This window comes from Ralstonia mannitolilytica (genome assembly GCF_905397375.1).
GTDB classification, from domain to species: domain Bacteria; phylum Pseudomonadota; class Gammaproteobacteria; order Burkholderiales; family Burkholderiaceae; genus Ralstonia; species Ralstonia mannitolilytica.
In genome coordinates, this window is the sequence record NZ_CAJPVG010000009.1 from 1 (window position 1) to 15,850 (window position 15,850).

Consider the following 15,850-nt stretch of genomic DNA (forward strand, 5'->3'; position numbering starts at 1 on the left):
CGTCCTCACGCGACTGCCGACCCACAAGGCGGCCGACATCGCCGAACTGCTCCCGCATCGCTGGACGCCCAGCGCCACCTAGCTGGCAAGACGGGTTCACCGGGTGCTTACAAAAAAGCCACCCAGCGGTGGCTTCTTGCGTGGGCCCATCCCCCTCAGCCCCGCGCCAGGTACCTCTCCACCAGCCTCACCCAATACGTCGCACCCAGCGGCAGCAGCTCGTCGTTAAAGTCGTAACTCGGGTTGTGCAGCATGCACGGACCCACCCCATGGCCCTGCTCTCGGTGATCCCCGTCACCGTTGCCGATGAACGCAAAACACCCAGGCCTCTCCTGCAGCATGAACGAAAAATCCTCCGCCCCCAACGTCGGGTCGATTGTGGCGTCTACATTGTCTGCTCCGACGAGCTCACGCATGACTTCTGCCGCGAACTGCGTTTCGGCCTCCGTGTTCACCGTGGGGGGATAGTTGCGGTGGAAGACGAAGTCCACGGTGCAATCGTATGCGGCGGCGATCGCCTTGGAGACCTCTTCCATCCGACGCTCGATCAAGTCGAGGACGTCGGTCGAGAACGTGCGCACCGTGCCGCCAATCCATGCTTCGTTCGGGATGATGTTGGTCGCGTCGCCGGCATGGAATTGCGTTACCGACAGAACCGCGGTGTCGATGGGGCGCTTGTTGCGCGTGATGATGCCCTGCAGCCCGGATACCACCTGAGCGCCAACAAACACCGGGTCGTTGCCATTGTGCGGAAGCGCCGCATGCGCTCCTTTGCCCTTGATGGTGATACGGAATTCGTTGCTCGACGCCATCAGTGCGCCGACGCGCGTGCCAAATGCTCCGACGGGCACGCCAGGCCAGTTATGCATGCCGAAGACGGCGTCGCAGGGGAAGCGTTCGAACAGGCCGTCCTTGATCATTTCGCGTGCGCCGCCACCACCTTCTTCGGCGGGCTGAAAGATCAGGTGCACCGTCCCTTTGAAGTTGCGGTGTTTCGCCAGGTAACGGGCGGCGCCCAGGAGCATGGCCGTGTGGCCATCGTGTCCGCACGCGTGCATTTTCCCTTCATGCCTGGAGCGATGTTCGAACTGGTTCGCCTCGGCCAGGGGCAGGGCGTCCATGTCGGCGCGCAAGCCGATGCTCTTGCCGTCGCCGTTGCGGATGACCCCGACGAGCCCCGTCTTGCCAAGGCCGCGGTGCACCTCGATGCCCCATTCCGTCAGCTTGGCGGCGACGAGGTCGGCGGTGCGTCGCTCTTCAAAGCACAATTCGGGATGCGCGTGGATGTCGCGTCGCAGCGCCTGGATTTCAGGCTGCGCAGCTTGGATTTCTGGAATCAGCTTCATGGATGCGCGTGTTCTGAGTGAAAGTTCGCAATCACATCGATGATACGCCGAAGGACAGATCCCGGCCGGCCATCGGCTGATCGCATGGGCCATGGAAGCTTTGCGCGCGCGGCTCCGCACGGGCAACAGAGGCGCGGTGTGCGGCGATCCGGCCGAAGGGCCTACACTGGGGCCTGCGAGCCCGGCACCGTAGGCCTTTCGATGCCGTCCGTCCCTTGCTGACGCGATCCCGCTTGCCGCAGATGAACGAATGACCCCAGTCCGCCATGTCCACACACGCCATCCCCGCACCGCCGTCCGACGAAGTCCTGCAGTTGGTCCGTACTCTCGTTGCGTTCGACACCGTCAGCCGGCATTCGAATCTCGGCCTCATCGAATGGGTGCGCGACCGCCTGCGTGCCCAGGGTGCGGAGTGCCGCCTCACGTATGACGCCACCGGCGGCAAGGCGAACCTGTTTGCCACGCTGTCGCCGGGGCGCAAGCCGGGGCTGGTGCTGTCGGGGCATACCGACGTGGTGCCGGTCGACGGCCAGGCCTGGGACACGGATCCGTTCGACGCGCAGATTCGCGACGGCCGCATGTACGGACGCGGCACCGCCGACATGAAGAGCTTCATTGCCGTTGCACTGGCACATGTGCCGGCCTTCATGGCGGCCGAGGGCGACGCCAGCTTCCACCTGTCGCTGTCGTACGACGAAGAGATCGGCTGCGTGGGTGTACGCAGTCTGTTGCGCGACCTCGAGGCCAACGGCATTCAGCCCGCGGGTTGCATCGTTGGCGAACCCACGTCGATGCGTGCCATCGTCGCGCACAAGGGTAAGCGCGCGTACCGCTGCTGCGTGCGCGGCAAGGAAGCGCATTCGGCACTGACGCCGCAGGGTGTGAACGCCATCGAGTTCGCCGCGCTGCTGATCGCGCATATCCGCACCCTTGCCGCGCGTCTTGCGGCAGAAGAAGCGCGCGACACCGACTTCGTCGTACCGCACACCACGCTGAATACCGGCACGATCCATGGCGGCATCGCCAGCAATGTCGTGCCGCGCGATTGCGAATTCACGTTCGACTTCCGCTATCTGCCGGGCACGGATCCGGATTGGCTCTTCAGCGAGATCGAACGGTACGCGCAGCACACGCTCCTGCCGCAGATGCGCGAGATCGCTCAGGACGCCGACATCCGCTTCGCCATGGAGGCCAACACGCCGGGCCTGTCCATCGCGCCGACGCACGAGCTCGTGGCACTGGCCCAGGCGCTGGCCGACAGCCGCGGCGTGGTGGGCAAGGTCGACTACGGCACCGAAGCCGGCCTGTTCTCACGCGCCGGCATCCCGACGGTGGTCTGCGGCCCCGGCAATATCGAACAGGCGCACAAGCCCAACGAATACATCGAGCTTGCGCAGATCGCCCAGTGCGAGGCATTCATGCGGCGCCTGGCGCAACAGCAGCCACACCCGCAGCCGGCGTAACGCGGCTGCCAAAGCGCGGCTCGCCACCCTCTCAAGCCGCCAGGCGCACGCATGAAAAAACCGGGCACGCAGCCCGGTTTTCATGGCAAAAGATGCCGTCAACTCAGCGAATCACCTGTCCATTCGAATTGATGATCGTCATCTCGACGAACTTCGAGCCGACGTGGTTGGACGGCGAGAAGTTGACATTGAAGCCGCCCAGATCATAGTTGCCCATCGACTCGAGCGCGGTGATGAGCTTCTCACGCGTGAGGTCGCGGCCCGCGCGCTTCAGCCCTTCCACGAGGGCGCGTGCAGCGACGTAGCCTTCCATGCTGCCGTAGTCGAAATCGGTGATGCCTTCCGCCTTGAGCAGCTTCTGGTAGTCGCGCACCAGCGGCGACGCGCCGCTATACGGGTACGGCATTACCTGCGAGATGACCACGCCGCCGCCGGCCTTGCCCAGCGCATTGGCCAGCGCCTTGGTGCCGACGAACGACACGTTGTAGAACTGTCCCGCGTAACCCTGCTCCTGCGCGGCCTTCACCAGCGCGGCCACCGTCTGGTATGCGCTCACGGCGACGATGGCATCGGGCTTTTGCGCCAGCACGGTGCCGAGCGCGCCTTTCACGTCGGTCGTGTTGCGCACCACGCTGGCCTGCGCGACGAGCGACACGCCCTGGTTCGCTGGCAGCTTCAATGCACGTTGCACCCCGTCCAGCCCGGCCTTGCCGTAGGCATCGTCGTTGTAGACCACGGCGATGCGCTTCAAGCCCGTGGTGTGAATCTGCTGAACGATGGCAGCGGTCTCGTCGTTGTAGCTCGCACGCATGTGGAAGACGTTGCGCGCGAACGGCTCGCGCAGCGCCATGGCACCGGAGTACGGCGCGAAGAACGGCACGCCCGCCGGATTGGCAATCTTGAGGGCCGCCAGGCTCGTCGGCGTGCCGACATAGCCGAACAGGGCGAACACCTTGGTGTCGTCGATCAGCGTCTTCGTGTTGCGTGCGGTGGCGTCGGGCTCGTAAAAGTCGTCGAGCACCTTCAGCTCGATCTTGCGGCCATTGACGCCGCCCGCCGCATTGACGGCATTGAAGTACAGCTTGGCGCCCCGGTTCATCTGCTGGCCGAGCTGGGCGGCCGGGCCGCTCAGTGGCACAGATTGCCCGATGAGGATGGTGTCGTTTGTGACGCCGGTTTCTGCGTGTGCAGCGGCGGCCAGCCCCATGGCGCCCGCCGCGAACATCGCCAGCAGCCCGGTGAATCTGCGTGCCTGCATGCTCTCCCCCCGAAGAGATTGGTTTGCCCGGCATCATAGCCAAACGGGCGGGGCAGGCAAACAGGATCGGCTCGGACTGTGGCAGTTTTGATGGTTTTTGAGACAGGCACCCCCGTGCGGTGCGGTGCTCAGGCCGCCTGCGCCGGCACGCGCCGCTTCAGGATGGCAAGCAGCCCCGCAGTGACGAGCGTACCCGCCACCAGCGCCACCATATAGCCGCCCAGGTGCGTGACGGCATTCGGGATCGGCAGCACAAAGGCGCCCCCATGCGGCACGCGCAATTCCACCCCGAACCACATCGACAGCGCACCCGCGCAGGCCGATCCCGCCACCAGCGCCGGAATGACGCGTAGCGGGTCGCGTGCGGCATACGGGATCGCGCCCTCGCTGATGAAGGCCAGGCCGAGCACCGCCGTGGCGCGTGCCGCCTGGCGCTCGTCGCCGGTGAAGCGCGAAGGGAAGAGCCATGCAGCCAGCGCAATGCCAAGGGGTGGCGTCATGCCGGCTGCCATGGTGGCCGCCATCGGCGTGTAGACCTGCGCGCCGATCAGCCCGGTGCTGAATGCGTACGCGGCCTTGTTGATGGGGCCGCCCATGTCGAAGGCCATCATGCCGCCGAGCAGCGCCCCCAGCGGCACCGCATTGGCGCCCTGCATGCCGCGCAGCCACGTTGTGAGCGACGTCAACAGCGCTGCCACCGGCGCACCGACCACGTACAGCATCACGAGGCCGGTGACCAGGCAACCGAGCACCGGCAGGATCAGCACCGGCTTCAGCCCCTCCAGGTTGCGCGGCAGCTTCAGCCAACGGTTCAGGGCCTCGGTGCCGTAACCAGCTACGAAGCCCGCCACGATACCGCCCAGGAAACCCGCGCCCAGGCTGGCGGCCAGCATGCCCCCGACCATGCCCGGCGCAATGCCCGGCCGGCTGGCGATCGAATAGCCGATGTAGCCCGCCAGCACCGGCACCATCAGCGCAAACGCCGATCTGGCGCCGATCTGGAACAGCGCACCGCCGAGCGTGCCGCGCGCTGCGTCTTCCGTCACGTAGATGCCGCCGAGGGCAAAGGCCAGCGCGATCAGGATGCCGCCCGCCACCACGAACGGCAGCATGAAGGACACGCCGGTCATCAGGTGCTTGTAAGGGCCGGTGCGCTCGGCGGCCGGCGCGGCTGCAGCCTGCGCTGCGGCGGGCGCTTCGACGGTGGCCTCGCTGAGCGCCCGGCGGATCAGCCCCGGGCCATCGTGGATGGCCGCCTTGGTGCCCGCCCGAAAGAGCGGCTTGCCGGCGAAGCGCGACAGGTCGACCTGCGTATCCGCCGCGATGAGTACGAGGTCCGCGCGTGCGATCGCATCGGCGGACAGCGTGTTCTGCGCGCCCACCGAGCCTTGCGTTTCGACATGGATCGCGTGGCCCAGCTCAGCGGCCGCCTGTGTGAGTGCCTCCGCCGCCATGAACGTGTGCGCGATGCCGGTCGGGCACGACGTGATGGCGACAATCCGTTTCGGTTCCGCATTGGCCGCGGGCGCGGTGGGCGCACTCCCCATCATGCGATCGAGCACGGCGCGCGCGTCGTCGAGCACCTCGTCGAGCGTGACTTCGATCGTCCGCGGATTGGCCTGGCGCGCGGCGGTGTCGGGCGACACGCCGGCCCATACGACGGCATCCGCGGTGGCCAGCACGGAGGTGTTGACGACGGAGGCGGTGTCCGGCGCGCGCACGTCCACGTCGAGCTTGCAGCCGGTTTCACGCGCGGCGTGCCGCAGCGCTGCACCGGCGAGCATGGCGCGGGTGGTGCGGCCGTCCGCGCCGAGAATTGCCAACAGGTTTGCCATGGTCGGCTCCTTGATGATGTTGACCGCGCGCGGGCTCAGGCCACGCGCTGCATGCGTACGACGGCAGCCCGCTCGCGCACGTGCTCGGGCGGTGGCAGATTTGGCCCGAGGCGCTGGAGCTTGCACGCGGCAAACGCCACGGACAGGCGCACGGTGTCTTCCATGCTTGCGCCGGCATGCCAGCCGGCCAGCACGCCCGCCACCATGGCATCGCCCGCGCCTACGGTACTGGCGGCGCGCACGGGCGGCAGGCTCGCTTGCCAGGTGCCCTCGGCGGTGACGAACAGCGCGCCGTCTTCACCCAGCGAGACGATCACCTGCGCGACGCCGCGCGCGTGGATTCCGCGCGCTGCCTCCACCACGTCCTGCAGCGTGGGCAATGGCGCGCCGGCCCACACCTCGAGCTCATGCCGGTTCGGCTTGACGGCTGTCGGCAGCGCGTGGCGCGGAGCTGCCAGCGCCAGTGCGAGCGGTGCGCCGCTGGTATCGAGCAGTGTCCGGACGCCGCGCGCGTTCAACGGCGCCAGCAGTTGCACGTACGTATCGGCCGGCAGGCCGCCGGGCAGGCTGCCGCATAGCGCCACGCCGGCCACGTCGGTCATCGCATCGATGCGCTTGCATAGCGCATCCAGGTCCAGCGCGGTGGCGGCGATGCCGGGCAGGTTGATATCGGTGGTCTGCCCATCCGCGGCGTCGCTGATCTTGATGTTGGTGCGGTTGCTGCCCTGCACACGGTAGAAGCTGTCGACGATGTGCTTGCGGGCGAACAGCGCTTCGAACAGCTCGGCATTGTCCTGGCCGAGCAGGCCGGTGGCCACCACGGGCACCTGCCAGTCGGCCAGGCAGCCGGCCACGTTGACGCCCTTGCCGCCGGCCTGGTGCGTGACACTGCGGCCCAGGTTGACGCGGCCGCGTTCGAGCCTGTCCAGCCCGACCGTCATGTCGATGGCGGGATTGAGCGTGACGGTGACGATGCGCGTAGTCATGCTGTGGCCAACTCCTTGCCGTTCGCGGCCACGGCGAGGGCGCTTTCCAGCGTGCGCACCTCCTGCGCCGACGCGCACGCCAGCGCGCGGCCCGCCAGCTCGGCGAGTGCGGAGCGTTCTGCTGCACGCAGTCGCGCCTTCACGGCGGGAATGTCGCGCGGGCTCATCGACAGCTCATTCACGCCGAGCCCCGCTAGCAGCAGCGCGCCAAACGGATCGCCCGCCAGGCCGCCGCACACGCCCACCCAGCGGTGGTGGCGTGTGGCGCCTTGTACCGTTTGCTGAATCAGTCGAAGCACGGCCGGGTGCAGGCTGTCGGCCTCGGCGGCGAGGTCGGGATGCTGGCGGTCGATGGCCAGCGTGTATTGCGTGAGGTCGTTCGTGCCGATGGAGAAGAAGTCCACGTGTTCGGCCAGCCGGTCGGCCAGCAGCGCGGCGGCCGGGACCTCGACCATGATGCCGAGCGGCACCGCCGGCGCGCCCACTTCGGCGCGGATGCGCTCGCACGCCGCGCGCACGGCCATCACTTCGTCCATCGACGTGATCATCGGGAACATGATCGACAGCGCGTTGCCGCTGCCGGCATCGCGTGCGGCGCGATAGAGTGCGCGCAATTGCGGCTCCATGAGGTCGGGCCGGCGCAGCAGCAGGCGTGCGCCGCGCACGCCGAGGAACGGGTTGTCTTCCGTGGGCAGGTTCAGATGCGGCACCTGCTTGTCGCCGCCGATGTCCAGCGTGCGCACGATCAGCGGCCGGCCGTCGAGCGCCTCGAGCATGTCTGCGTAGACGGCGTACTGGGTGTCTTCGTCGGGTGTGTGGTCGCGTTCGAGGAAGAGGAATTCGGTGCGCATCAGGCCGACGCCCTCCGCGCCGAGCGTGATGGCCTCGGCGGCCTGCGCGGGCAGGTTGACGTTGGCGGCGATCTCGACGGTGTAGCCGTCGCGTGTGCGCGCCGGGAGGCTGCGCTCGGCCTGCTCGCGCTGCGCCCGAGCGGCTTCTTCGTCCAGCCAGCGGCGCGCGCTGGCGATGCTGGCCACATCCGGGTCGAGCACCAGCCGGCCGCCCGTGCCGTCGACGATGGCTTGCGTGCCGGGCGCCACATCGAGCACTGCCGGGCCGGCAGCCACCACGGCGGGAATGCCGAGCGTGCGCGTGAGGATGGCTGTATGCGACGTCGGCCCGCCTTGCGCGGTGACGATGCCGAGGATGCGGCGTGTGTCCAGCGCAGCGGTGTCCGATGGCGACAGATCTGCCGCCACGAGAATGCAAGGCGTGTCGGGCAGCGTTTGCGCCGCCTTGCGCAGCGACGGATCGAGATGCCCCAGCACGCGCCGGCCCACGTCGCGCAGGTCGGCTGCGCGCGCGGCCAGCAGCGGATTGCCCAGCGCCGCGAGCCGCTCGGCCAGCCGCTCCACGGCGTGATGCCACGACCACGCCACGCCGTGGCCTTCGACCATCGCCTGGCAGGTCAGCGTCATGAGGTCGGTGTCGCCCAGCAGTTCCGCTTGCGCCTTGAAGATGCCGGCCTCGGCCTCGCCCAGGCGGGCGGCGGTGTCTTGCGCGAGTGCGGCAAGTTCGGCGCGCGTGTCGGCGAGCGCCTTGTCGAGCAGGTCGCCGCCCGTGGTGAGCGCGACCGGGTGGTCGGGCACGGCCGCCGCGCCATGCTGCAGCACGTGGACGGGGCCGATCGCGAGGCCCGGGCTTGCTCCAATGCCGCCGATGGCGGGCAAGGCGACCTCGGCTTGCCAACCGTGTGCGCTCTGGCGCGTGCGGGCGGCTTGAGCGTCACGCACGGCCTGCGCGCGTTCCTGCGCGACAAGGCCGCGAATGGTCTGTTGCAGGGCGTCGAGCGCGGCGCCGGCATCCGGGCCTTCCGCTGACAGCGTCAGCTTGGCGCCCGCCGCCAGCCCCAGTTGCAGAAGCGCGACGAGGTTCTTGGCGTCCGCCGTCTCGTCCCCGTGGCGGACTTGGATGCGTGCCGCAAACCGGCGTGCGGTCTCCACCCACTGGGCGGCGGGGCGGGCATGCAGGCCGCTCGGGTACTCCAGGGTGAGGGCGCGCTGCTCGGCCAGGTCCGTGCCGGGGGCGCTCGCCGCCTGGGCGGGCGCATCGCTGGACAGCGCGGCGACGATGTCCTCGGCGTCCTGCGTGGTGAAGAGCTGGCGCAGGCGTGCATCGTCATTGAGCAGGCGGGTGAGGCGGCGCAGCAGCACGATGTGCTCGTCCGACTGCGCTGCGATGGCGAAGACAAGGTGCGTCGTCTGCCCCGGGTGCCACTCCAGCCCGTCGGGAAACTGCAGTACCGCAATGCCCGTCTGGCGGATGAGGTGGCGGTCTTCGCCCATGCCGTGCGGAATGGCCACGCCGTGGCCGAGGAAGGTGTTGGCGACGGTTTCGCGGCGCAGCAGGCTGTCAATGTAGGCGGGGTCGATGCAGCCTGAGTCGGCCAGCAATTGCCCGGCGGCGCGGATGGCGCCTTCCTTGTTGGTGGCGCGTTGCTGCAGGCGGATGCGTTCAGCGCAGATGAGGGCGGTAGCCATGCGGCGGGGTCTCCTGCGGGCGGCCGCGCGGGAGGAGGCAGGCGCGGCTTGGCGTGTCGTTGATGTGGTCGCATTGAAATCGATTACAGTGAGGGTGTCAATGTGCAATGCGGCGCAAAGTGACGTGTATCCCGCTGTTTACGGGGTTTCCCCTGAAAGCGTCGCATTGGTGGCGCGGCCGGCTTTGGCTATCATGACGCTTTCTTTGGAAACGATTTCAGCATGACGGTTCGGATCAAGGACGTAGCGGCGGCGGCGGGCGTGTCGGTGGCGACGGTGTCGCGTGCGCTGGCCGGCGGCCCCGTGAGCGCGGAGCTGCGCCGGCGTGTCGATGCGGCGGTGGCCGCGTCGGGGTATCGGCCCAACCTGTCGGCGCGGCGGCTGCGCTCGCAGCAGGCGCAGACCGTCGGGCTGATCGTGTCGGACATCCGCAACCCGTTCTTCACCAGCGTCAGCCGTGCGGTGGAGGATGCAGCGTACGCGGCGGGCCTGCGCGTGATCCTGTGCAATTCCGATGAAGACCCCGACAAAGAGGCGATGTACCTGCGACTGATGGAGGAGGAGCGCGTGACCGGCGTGATTCTCTCGCCCACGCGCGGCATTGCGGAGGCGCCGCGGCCGGTCGAACTCGGCTACCCCGTCGTGCTGATCGACCGTGCCGGGTCCGCGTGCGGCACCGATGCCGTCGTGCTCGACAACCAGCAGGCGGCGCAGGCGCTGGCAGACCACCTTGCCGCGCAGGGCTATCGCCGCATCGGCGGGCTCTTTGGCCGCACCAGCAGCACGGGCGCCGAACGCCAGGCCGGCTTTGCCGCCGCGCTCGCCCGCCACGGCGTGAGCGCCGAAGCACGCTTCATCCTGCCCACCGCGGAAGCCGCCGAGACCGAAACGCTGGCGTGGCTCTCCAGCGGCGAGCGGCCCGACGCCCTCGTCGCAAGCAACGCGCAATCGCTGCTGGGCGTGCTGCGTGCGCTGCGCCGGCTGTCGCTCGAGGTGCCGCGCGACATTGCAGTCGCCGGCTTCGACAACGAGCCGTGGACGGAACTGGCCGGCCCGGGCATCACCGTGATCGAGCAGCCGGTCTACGACATCGGCCGCATGGCCATGGCGATGCTGCAAGACCGCCTCGCAGACAGCACCTTGCCGGCGCGGCGGATCCTGCTGACCGGGCGCCTGGTCCCGCGCGGTTCGACGCCGCTGCGCCCGACGTAGCGCGCGATTACAATTTCCGGATCATCGCAGCCGCGCAGGTGCCTGTAGACGCAAGCGGCCGCCACCCCACTCCGGAGTCTCCCGATGTCCACCCAAGTGATCCGTGCCGCCTGCCCGCACGACTGCCCCGACACCTGCGCCTTGCTCGTCACCGTGGAGGACGGCCGCGCCACCCGCGTGCAGGGCGACCCGGACCACCCGACCACCGCCGGCGTGCTCTGTACGAAGGTCAACCGTTACACCGAGCGCACGTATCACCCGAACCGCCTGCTCTCGCCGATGAAGCGCGTCGGCGCGAAGGGCGAGGGCAAGTTCGAGCCCATCACGTGGGACGAGGCGCTCGACACCATCGCCAGCCGTCTCGGCGAGATCGCCTCGCGCAATCCCGAAGCGATCGTCCCGTACAGCTATGCCGGCACGATGGGCCTCGTGCAGGGCGAAAGCATGGCGGCGCGCTTCTTCCACAAGCTGGGGGCATCGCTGCTAGATCGCACGATCTGCGCATCGGCCGGCGCGACGGCGCTGCGCTATACGTATGGCGCGAGCCTCGGCATGGACATCGAGCACGTGCAGGATGCCAAGCTGATCCTGATCTGGGGCGCCAATCCCATCGCCTCGAACCTGCATTTCTGGACGCGCGCGCAGGAAGCCAAGCGGCGTGGGGCGACGCTGGTGGCGATTGATCCGTATCGTTCGCTGACGGCCGAGAAGTGCCATCGGCACCTGGCCGTGCGTCCGGGCACCGATGCGGCGCTGGCCATGGCGATGATCCACGTGCTGATCCGCGACGACCTGCTTGACCACGATTACATCGCCAACCACACGCTCGGCTTCGAGGCGCTGCGCGAGCGCGCCCGGCAGTACACGCCGGACTACGCTGCCACGCTGTGCGGCATCGACGCCGCGGACATCGAATGGCTGGCCAAGCTGTACGGCACGACCGTCGTGCTCGACCGGCAGCCGGCGGCCATCCGCCTGAACTACGGCATGCAGCGCGCCCACGGCGGCGGGCAGGGCGTGCGTGCGGTGGCGTGCCTGCCATCGCTGGTGGGGGCTTGGCGCGATGCGGCGGGCGGGCTGCAACTGTCGACGTCGGGCTTCTTCCCGATCGATAACGCGAAGCTGCAGCGCCCCGATCTGCTCCCGGGCTGGCCCAAGTTGCCGCGCACCATCAACATGAGCACCATCGGCGATGCGCTGCTGCATCCGGGCGATGCATCGTTCGGCCCGAAGGTGGAGGCGGTGGTGGTCTACAACAGCAACCCCGTGGCGGTGGCGCCGGATTCGCGCAAGGTCGCGGCCGGCTTCGCGCGCGAAGACCTCTTCACCGTGGTGCTGGAGCACTTCCAGACCGACACCGCCGATTACGCCGACATCCTGCTGCCCGCCACCACACAGCTCGAGCACGTAGACGTGCACAAGGCGTACGGCCACACCTACGTGCTGGCGAACAACGCCGCCATTGCGCCGGTGGGGCAGGCGCTGCCGAACACCGAGATCTTCCGCCGGCTTGCGCAACGCATGGGCTTTACCGAGGCGTGCTTTGCCGATTCCGATGACGAGATCGCGGCCCAGGCCGTGCGCCGCGACGATCCTGCCGCCGCGCACATCGACTGGGAAACGCTCAAGCGCGAGGGCTGGCAGAAGCTCGCGCATCCGGCCGCGCCGCTCGCGCGAGGCGGTTACCGCACGCCGTCGGGCCGCTGTGAGTTCTATTCCGAGCAGATGGCCAAGGACGGCCTGGACCCGCTGCCCGGCTACGTGCCGCCGCACGAATCGGCCATCAGCACGCCTGAGCTGGCGAAGCGCTATCCGCTCTCCATGATCTCGCCGCCGGCGCGCAACTTCCTGAACTCCACCTTCGTCAACGTCGACAGCCTGCGCAGCACCGAAGGCGAGCCGCATCTCGACATCCATCCCGACGATGCCCTGCCGCGCGGCGTGGTGGATGGCGGACTGGTCCGCATCTTCAACGACCGCGGCGCCATGCAGGCGCGTGCCCGCGTGACGGACCGCGCCCGCCGCGGCGTGGTGGTCGGCCTGTCGATCTGGTGGAAGAAGCTCGCGCCCGACGGCACCAATGCCAACGAAGTCACCAGCCAGCGCCTGACCGACATGGGCCGCGCACCGACCTTCTACGACTGCCTGGTGGAGGTCGCACCGGCGGGGCAGACCGCCTGAGGACGGCCATGCGGAGGGCCCGCGGGCTGTGTCTGGCGTTGTCCCTGGCGGGCACTGCGTTGCTGGCCGGTTGCGACACGGTCGGCTATTACTATCAGTCGGTTGCCGGGCATCTCTCGCTGATGGCGCAGCGCGAGTCCATCGACAAGGCCATCGAAGATGCCCGCGCGGCGCACAACGACAAGCTCGCCAGGCGCCTCGAGGATGCCCGCAGCATCCGCATCTACGCGTCGCGCGAGCTGGCGCTGCCCGATAACGGCAGCTACCGCGTCTACGCCAACCTCAAGCGCCCGTTCGCGGTGTGGAACGTTTTTGCGGCGCCGGAGCTGTCGGTCAAGCTCAAGGAGTGGTGCTTCCTCATCGTCGGCTGCGTGACCTACCGCGGCTATTACGACCGCAGCGCCGCCCTGGCCTATGCCGACACGCTGCGCGCCGAAGGTCTGGACGTGGACGTGGCCGGCATTCCTGCGTATTCCACACTGGGTTATTTCGACGACCCGCTGCTCAACACCTTCGTCGGCCTGCCCGAAGGCGAGCTGGCGCGGCTGATCTTCCACGAGCTCGCCCACCAGGTGGCCTACGCCAAGGGCGACACCGCCTTCAACGAATCGTTTGCCACCACCGTCGAGACGATCGGCGTCGAGCGCTGGCTGGCCGATGCGGCAACGCCGAAAATTCGCGCGGAATACGCCGTTTACGATGCCCGCCGCGTACAATTCCGCGCCCTGCTGCTGGCGTACCGCAGCCGGCTCGAAAAGCTGTACGCGAGCCCCGTCTCCGATGACGAGAAGCGCGCCGGCAAGCGTGCCACCTTTGCCAGCCTGCAGGCCGATTACGCCAAGCTGAAGGCAAGCTGGGGCGGCTATACCGGCTACGACCGCTGGTTCGCGCAGCCGCTGTCGAACGCCCATCTGGGCGCGGTGGCGAGCTATCTGGAGTGGGTGCCCGCGTTCACGGCGCTGTATCACCGCGATGGCGGAGACTGGGCGCGCTTCTATGCCGACGTGAAAGCCCTGGCGCGCGAATCCAAACCAGCGCGCGAGGCCGTGCTGCGGAGCCTCGCCCCTCCAGCGTCGCCGGAGGCGGATGGCACCCCTTTGCAAAAGTGATGCCGGCGGCGGTCGGTGCACCCGTTTCGAGCATGCCGGACCGCCCGAGGGAATCGTCTAAGTTATTGTTTTGACACACACATCCGCGTACGATGCGGAAAAAATCGAACGACCATTCGAAAAAATCGACAATCGCCAGGAGACACGCCCATGGATAAACCGTGGCTGAAGCAGTACCCCCCCGGGGTGCCGGCCGAGATCGACGCATCGCAGTACCGATCGCTGGCCCATCTGCTTGAGGATTCTTTCCAGAAGAACCGCAACCGCCGTGCATTCGAATGCATGGGCAAGGTGCTGACCTACGGCGAGCTCGATACGCTGTCGCGCCAACTGGCGGCGTGGCTGCAGTCGCGCGGCCTGGGACCGGGCGCGCGCGTCGCGCTGATGATGCCGAACGTGCTGCAGTACCCGGTGGCGCTGGCTGCCGTGCTGCGCGCCGGTTACGTGGTCGTCAACGTCAATCCGCTCTACACCCCGCGCGAGCTGGAGCACCAGCTCAAGGACAGCGGCGCCGAAGCGATCATCATCCTGGAGAACTTCGCGACGACGCTGCAGCAGGTGCTGCCGAACACGCCGGTCAAGCACATCGTTGTGGCCAGCATGGGCGACATGCTCGGCGGGCTGAAGGGCATGCTCGTCAATTTCGTCGTGCGCAGCGTCAAGAAGATGGTGCCGGCGTGGGAGCTGCCCAACTGCATCCGCTTCAACGCCGCCCTGCAGGAGGGCGCCAGGCAGACGCTCAAGCCCACGTCGGTCGGCCCCGACGACATCGCCTTCCTGCAGTACACGGGCGGCACCACCGGTGTGTCGAAGGGCGCGACGCTGCTGCACCGGAACATCGTCGCCAACGTGCTGCAGTCCGAGGCGTGGATGAACCCGGCGCTCACCAAGCCGGGCCGCGACGGCCGCATGCTGGGACCGGACGAAGAGATCATCACCATCACGGCGCTGCCGCTGTATCACATCTTCGCGCTCACGGTGTGCTGCCTGCTGTCGATGCGCAAGGGCGGACTGGCCGTGCTGATCCCGAACCCGCGCGACATCCCGGGCTTCATCAAGGTGCTCAAGCAGTACCGCTTCCACATGTTCCCGGCCGTGAACACGCTGTACAACGCGCTGCTGAACCATCCCGACTTCAAGAACGTCGACTGCTCCAACCTGCGCGTGGCCAACGGCGGCGGCATGGCGGTGCAGGAAGCTGTGGCCAAGAAGTGGCTCGAGGTGACGGGCTGCCCGATCATCGAAGGCTACGGCCTGTCGGAAACCTCGCCGTCGGCCATCTGCAACCCGACCAATACCGACACGTTTTCCGGCACGGTCGGCTTGCCGATCCCGGGCACCGAGGTCGCCATCCGTGACGACGAGGGCCACGATCTGCCGATCGGGCAGGCGGGCGAAATCTGCATCCGCGGCCCGCAGGTCATGGCCGGCTACTGGAGGCGCCCCGACGAGACCGCCAAGGTCATGTACGCCGACGGCTTCTTTAAGACCGGCGACGTGGGCGTGATGGACGAGCGCGGCTACACCAAGATCGTCGATCGCAAGAAGGACATGATCCTGGTGTCGGGCTTCAACGTGTACCCGAACGAGATCGAAGGCGTGGTGGCGATGTGCCCGGGCGTGCTGGAAGTCGCCGCCGTGGGCGTGCCCGATGTGCACTCGGGCGAGGTCGTGAAGCTGTTTGTCGTTCGCCGCGATCCGACGCTGACCGAAGAGAAGCTGCAGGAGTTCTGCAAGGAACAGCTCACCGGTTACAAGCGGCCGAAGTTCATCGAGTTCCGCAATGAGCTGCCGAAGACGAATGTCGGCAAGATCCTGCGCCGAGAGTTGCGGGACGAAGCGATGAAGAAGCGCGCGTGAGTCTGCGTTGCCGTCAAGAAAAAGCCGCGATTCCTCGCGGCTTTTTCTTGTGCGGGCAGA

10 protein-coding genes are annotated in these 15,850 nt (G+C 67.8%); 5 read left to right on the forward strand and 5 right to left on the reverse strand.

Going from position 1 to position 15,850, the window contains the following annotated elements:
• Positions 1–155: 155 nt before the first annotated feature.
• On the reverse strand, positions 156–1,346 hold the full coding sequence (locus KHN96_RS16375) for a M20 aminoacylase family protein (protein ID WP_115044093.1): 1,191 nt from the start codon (positions 1,344–1,346) through the stop codon (positions 156–158).
• Positions 1,347–1,612: 266 nt separating this feature from the next.
• On the opposite strand from KHN96_RS16375, the gene argE reads away from it, so the two are divergent.
• Positions 1,613–2,809 carry an acetylornithine deacetylase gene (gene argE, locus KHN96_RS16380; protein ID WP_062738015.1) on the forward strand — a complete coding sequence of 399 codons (1,197 nt, stop codon included), beginning with the start codon at positions 1,613–1,615 and terminating at the stop codon, positions 2,807–2,809.
• A gap of 103 nt (positions 2,810–2,912) precedes the next feature.
• Here argE and KHN96_RS16385 read toward each other — a convergent pair whose 3' ends face one another.
• The 4 genes from KHN96_RS16385 to ptsP form a co-directional block, all read right to left on the reverse strand.
• Complete coding sequence (locus KHN96_RS16385) at positions 2,913–4,067, reverse strand: ABC transporter substrate-binding protein (protein ID WP_045785903.1); 1,155 nt, start codon at positions 4,065–4,067, stop codon at positions 2,913–2,915.
• 128 nt (positions 4,068–4,195) lie between these two features.
• Entirely contained in the window at positions 4,196–5,902 is a 1,707-nt protein-coding gene (locus KHN96_RS16390; RefSeq protein ID WP_062738014.1) for a PTS fructose transporter subunit IIC, read from the reverse strand.
• Positions 5,903–5,937: 35 nt separating this feature from the next.
• Positions 5,938–6,888, reverse strand: a complete 951-nt coding sequence (gene pfkB / locus KHN96_RS16395; protein WP_062738013.1) for a 1-phosphofructokinase — start codon at positions 6,886–6,888, stop codon at positions 5,938–5,940.
• Positions 6,885–9,428: a phosphoenolpyruvate--protein phosphotransferase gene (ptsP, locus tag KHN96_RS16400; RefSeq protein WP_062738012.1), complete on the reverse strand. Its 2,544-nt coding sequence runs from the start codon at positions 9,426–9,428 to the stop codon at positions 6,885–6,887. The genes pfkB and ptsP overlap by 4 nt, the downstream gene beginning before the upstream one ends.
• Positions 9,429–9,650: 222 nt before the next feature.
• Between ptsP and KHN96_RS16405 the strand changes: the two genes are divergently transcribed.
• From KHN96_RS16405 to KHN96_RS16420, 4 genes are all read left to right on the forward strand, one after another.
• On the forward strand, positions 9,651–10,640 hold the full coding sequence (locus tag KHN96_RS16405) for a LacI family DNA-binding transcriptional regulator (RefSeq protein ID WP_062738011.1): 990 nt from the start codon (positions 9,651–9,653) through the stop codon (positions 10,638–10,640).
• A gap of 84 nt (positions 10,641–10,724) precedes the next feature.
• Positions 10,725–12,821 (forward strand): molybdopterin-containing oxidoreductase family protein, encoded by a 2,097-nt coding sequence (locus KHN96_RS16410; protein ID WP_115044091.1) that lies wholly within the window; start codon positions 10,725–10,727, stop codon positions 12,819–12,821.
• Positions 12,822–12,829: 8 nt separating this feature from the next.
• The gene (locus tag KHN96_RS16415; RefSeq protein WP_115044088.1) at positions 12,830–13,930 is read left to right on the forward strand and encodes an aminopeptidase; all 1,101 of its coding nucleotides are present in this window, start codon (positions 12,830–12,832) and stop codon (positions 13,928–13,930) included.
• Positions 13,931–14,080: 150 nt separating this feature from the next.
• A complete protein-coding gene (locus KHN96_RS16420) occupies positions 14,081–15,790 on the forward strand; it encodes a long-chain fatty acid--CoA ligase (protein WP_062738008.1) in 1,710 nt (569 codons plus the stop codon).
• Positions 15,791–15,850: the final 60 nt, after the last annotated feature.

Bases quoted from the DNA above. Each gene is read 5' to 3' on its own strand.
- KHN96_RS16410 (WP_115044091.1), top strand. From the start codon at position 10,725: ATGTCCACCCAAGTGATCCGTGCCGCCTGCCCGCACGACTGCCCCGAC.
- argE (WP_062738015.1), top strand. From the start codon at position 1,613: ATGTCCACACACGCCATCCCCGCACCGCCGTCCGACGAAGTCCTGCAG.
- KHN96_RS16420 (WP_062738008.1), top strand. From the start codon at position 14,081: ATGGATAAACCGTGGCTGAAGCAGTACCCCCCCGGGGTGCCGGCCGAG.
- pfkB (WP_062738013.1), bottom strand. From the start codon at position 6,888: ATGACTACGCGCATCGTCACCGTCACGCTCAATCCCGCCATCGACATG.
- ptsP (WP_062738012.1), bottom strand. From the start codon at position 9,428: ATGGCTACCGCCCTCATCTGCGCTGAACGCATCCGCCTGCAGCAACGC.
- KHN96_RS16415 (WP_115044088.1), top strand. From the start codon at position 12,830: ATGCGGAGGGCCCGCGGGCTGTGTCTGGCGTTGTCCCTGGCGGGCACT.
- KHN96_RS16405 (WP_062738011.1), top strand. From the start codon at position 9,651: ATGACGGTTCGGATCAAGGACGTAGCGGCGGCGGCGGGCGTGTCGGTG.
- KHN96_RS16390 (WP_062738014.1), bottom strand. From the start codon at position 5,902: ATGGCAAACCTGTTGGCAATTCTCGGCGCGGACGGCCGCACCACCCGC.
- KHN96_RS16375 (WP_115044093.1), bottom strand. From the start codon at position 1,346: ATGAAGCTGATTCCAGAAATCCAAGCTGCGCAGCCTGAAATCCAGGCG.
- KHN96_RS16385 (WP_045785903.1), bottom strand. From the start codon at position 4,067: ATGCAGGCACGCAGATTCACCGGGCTGCTGGCGATGTTCGCGGCGGGC.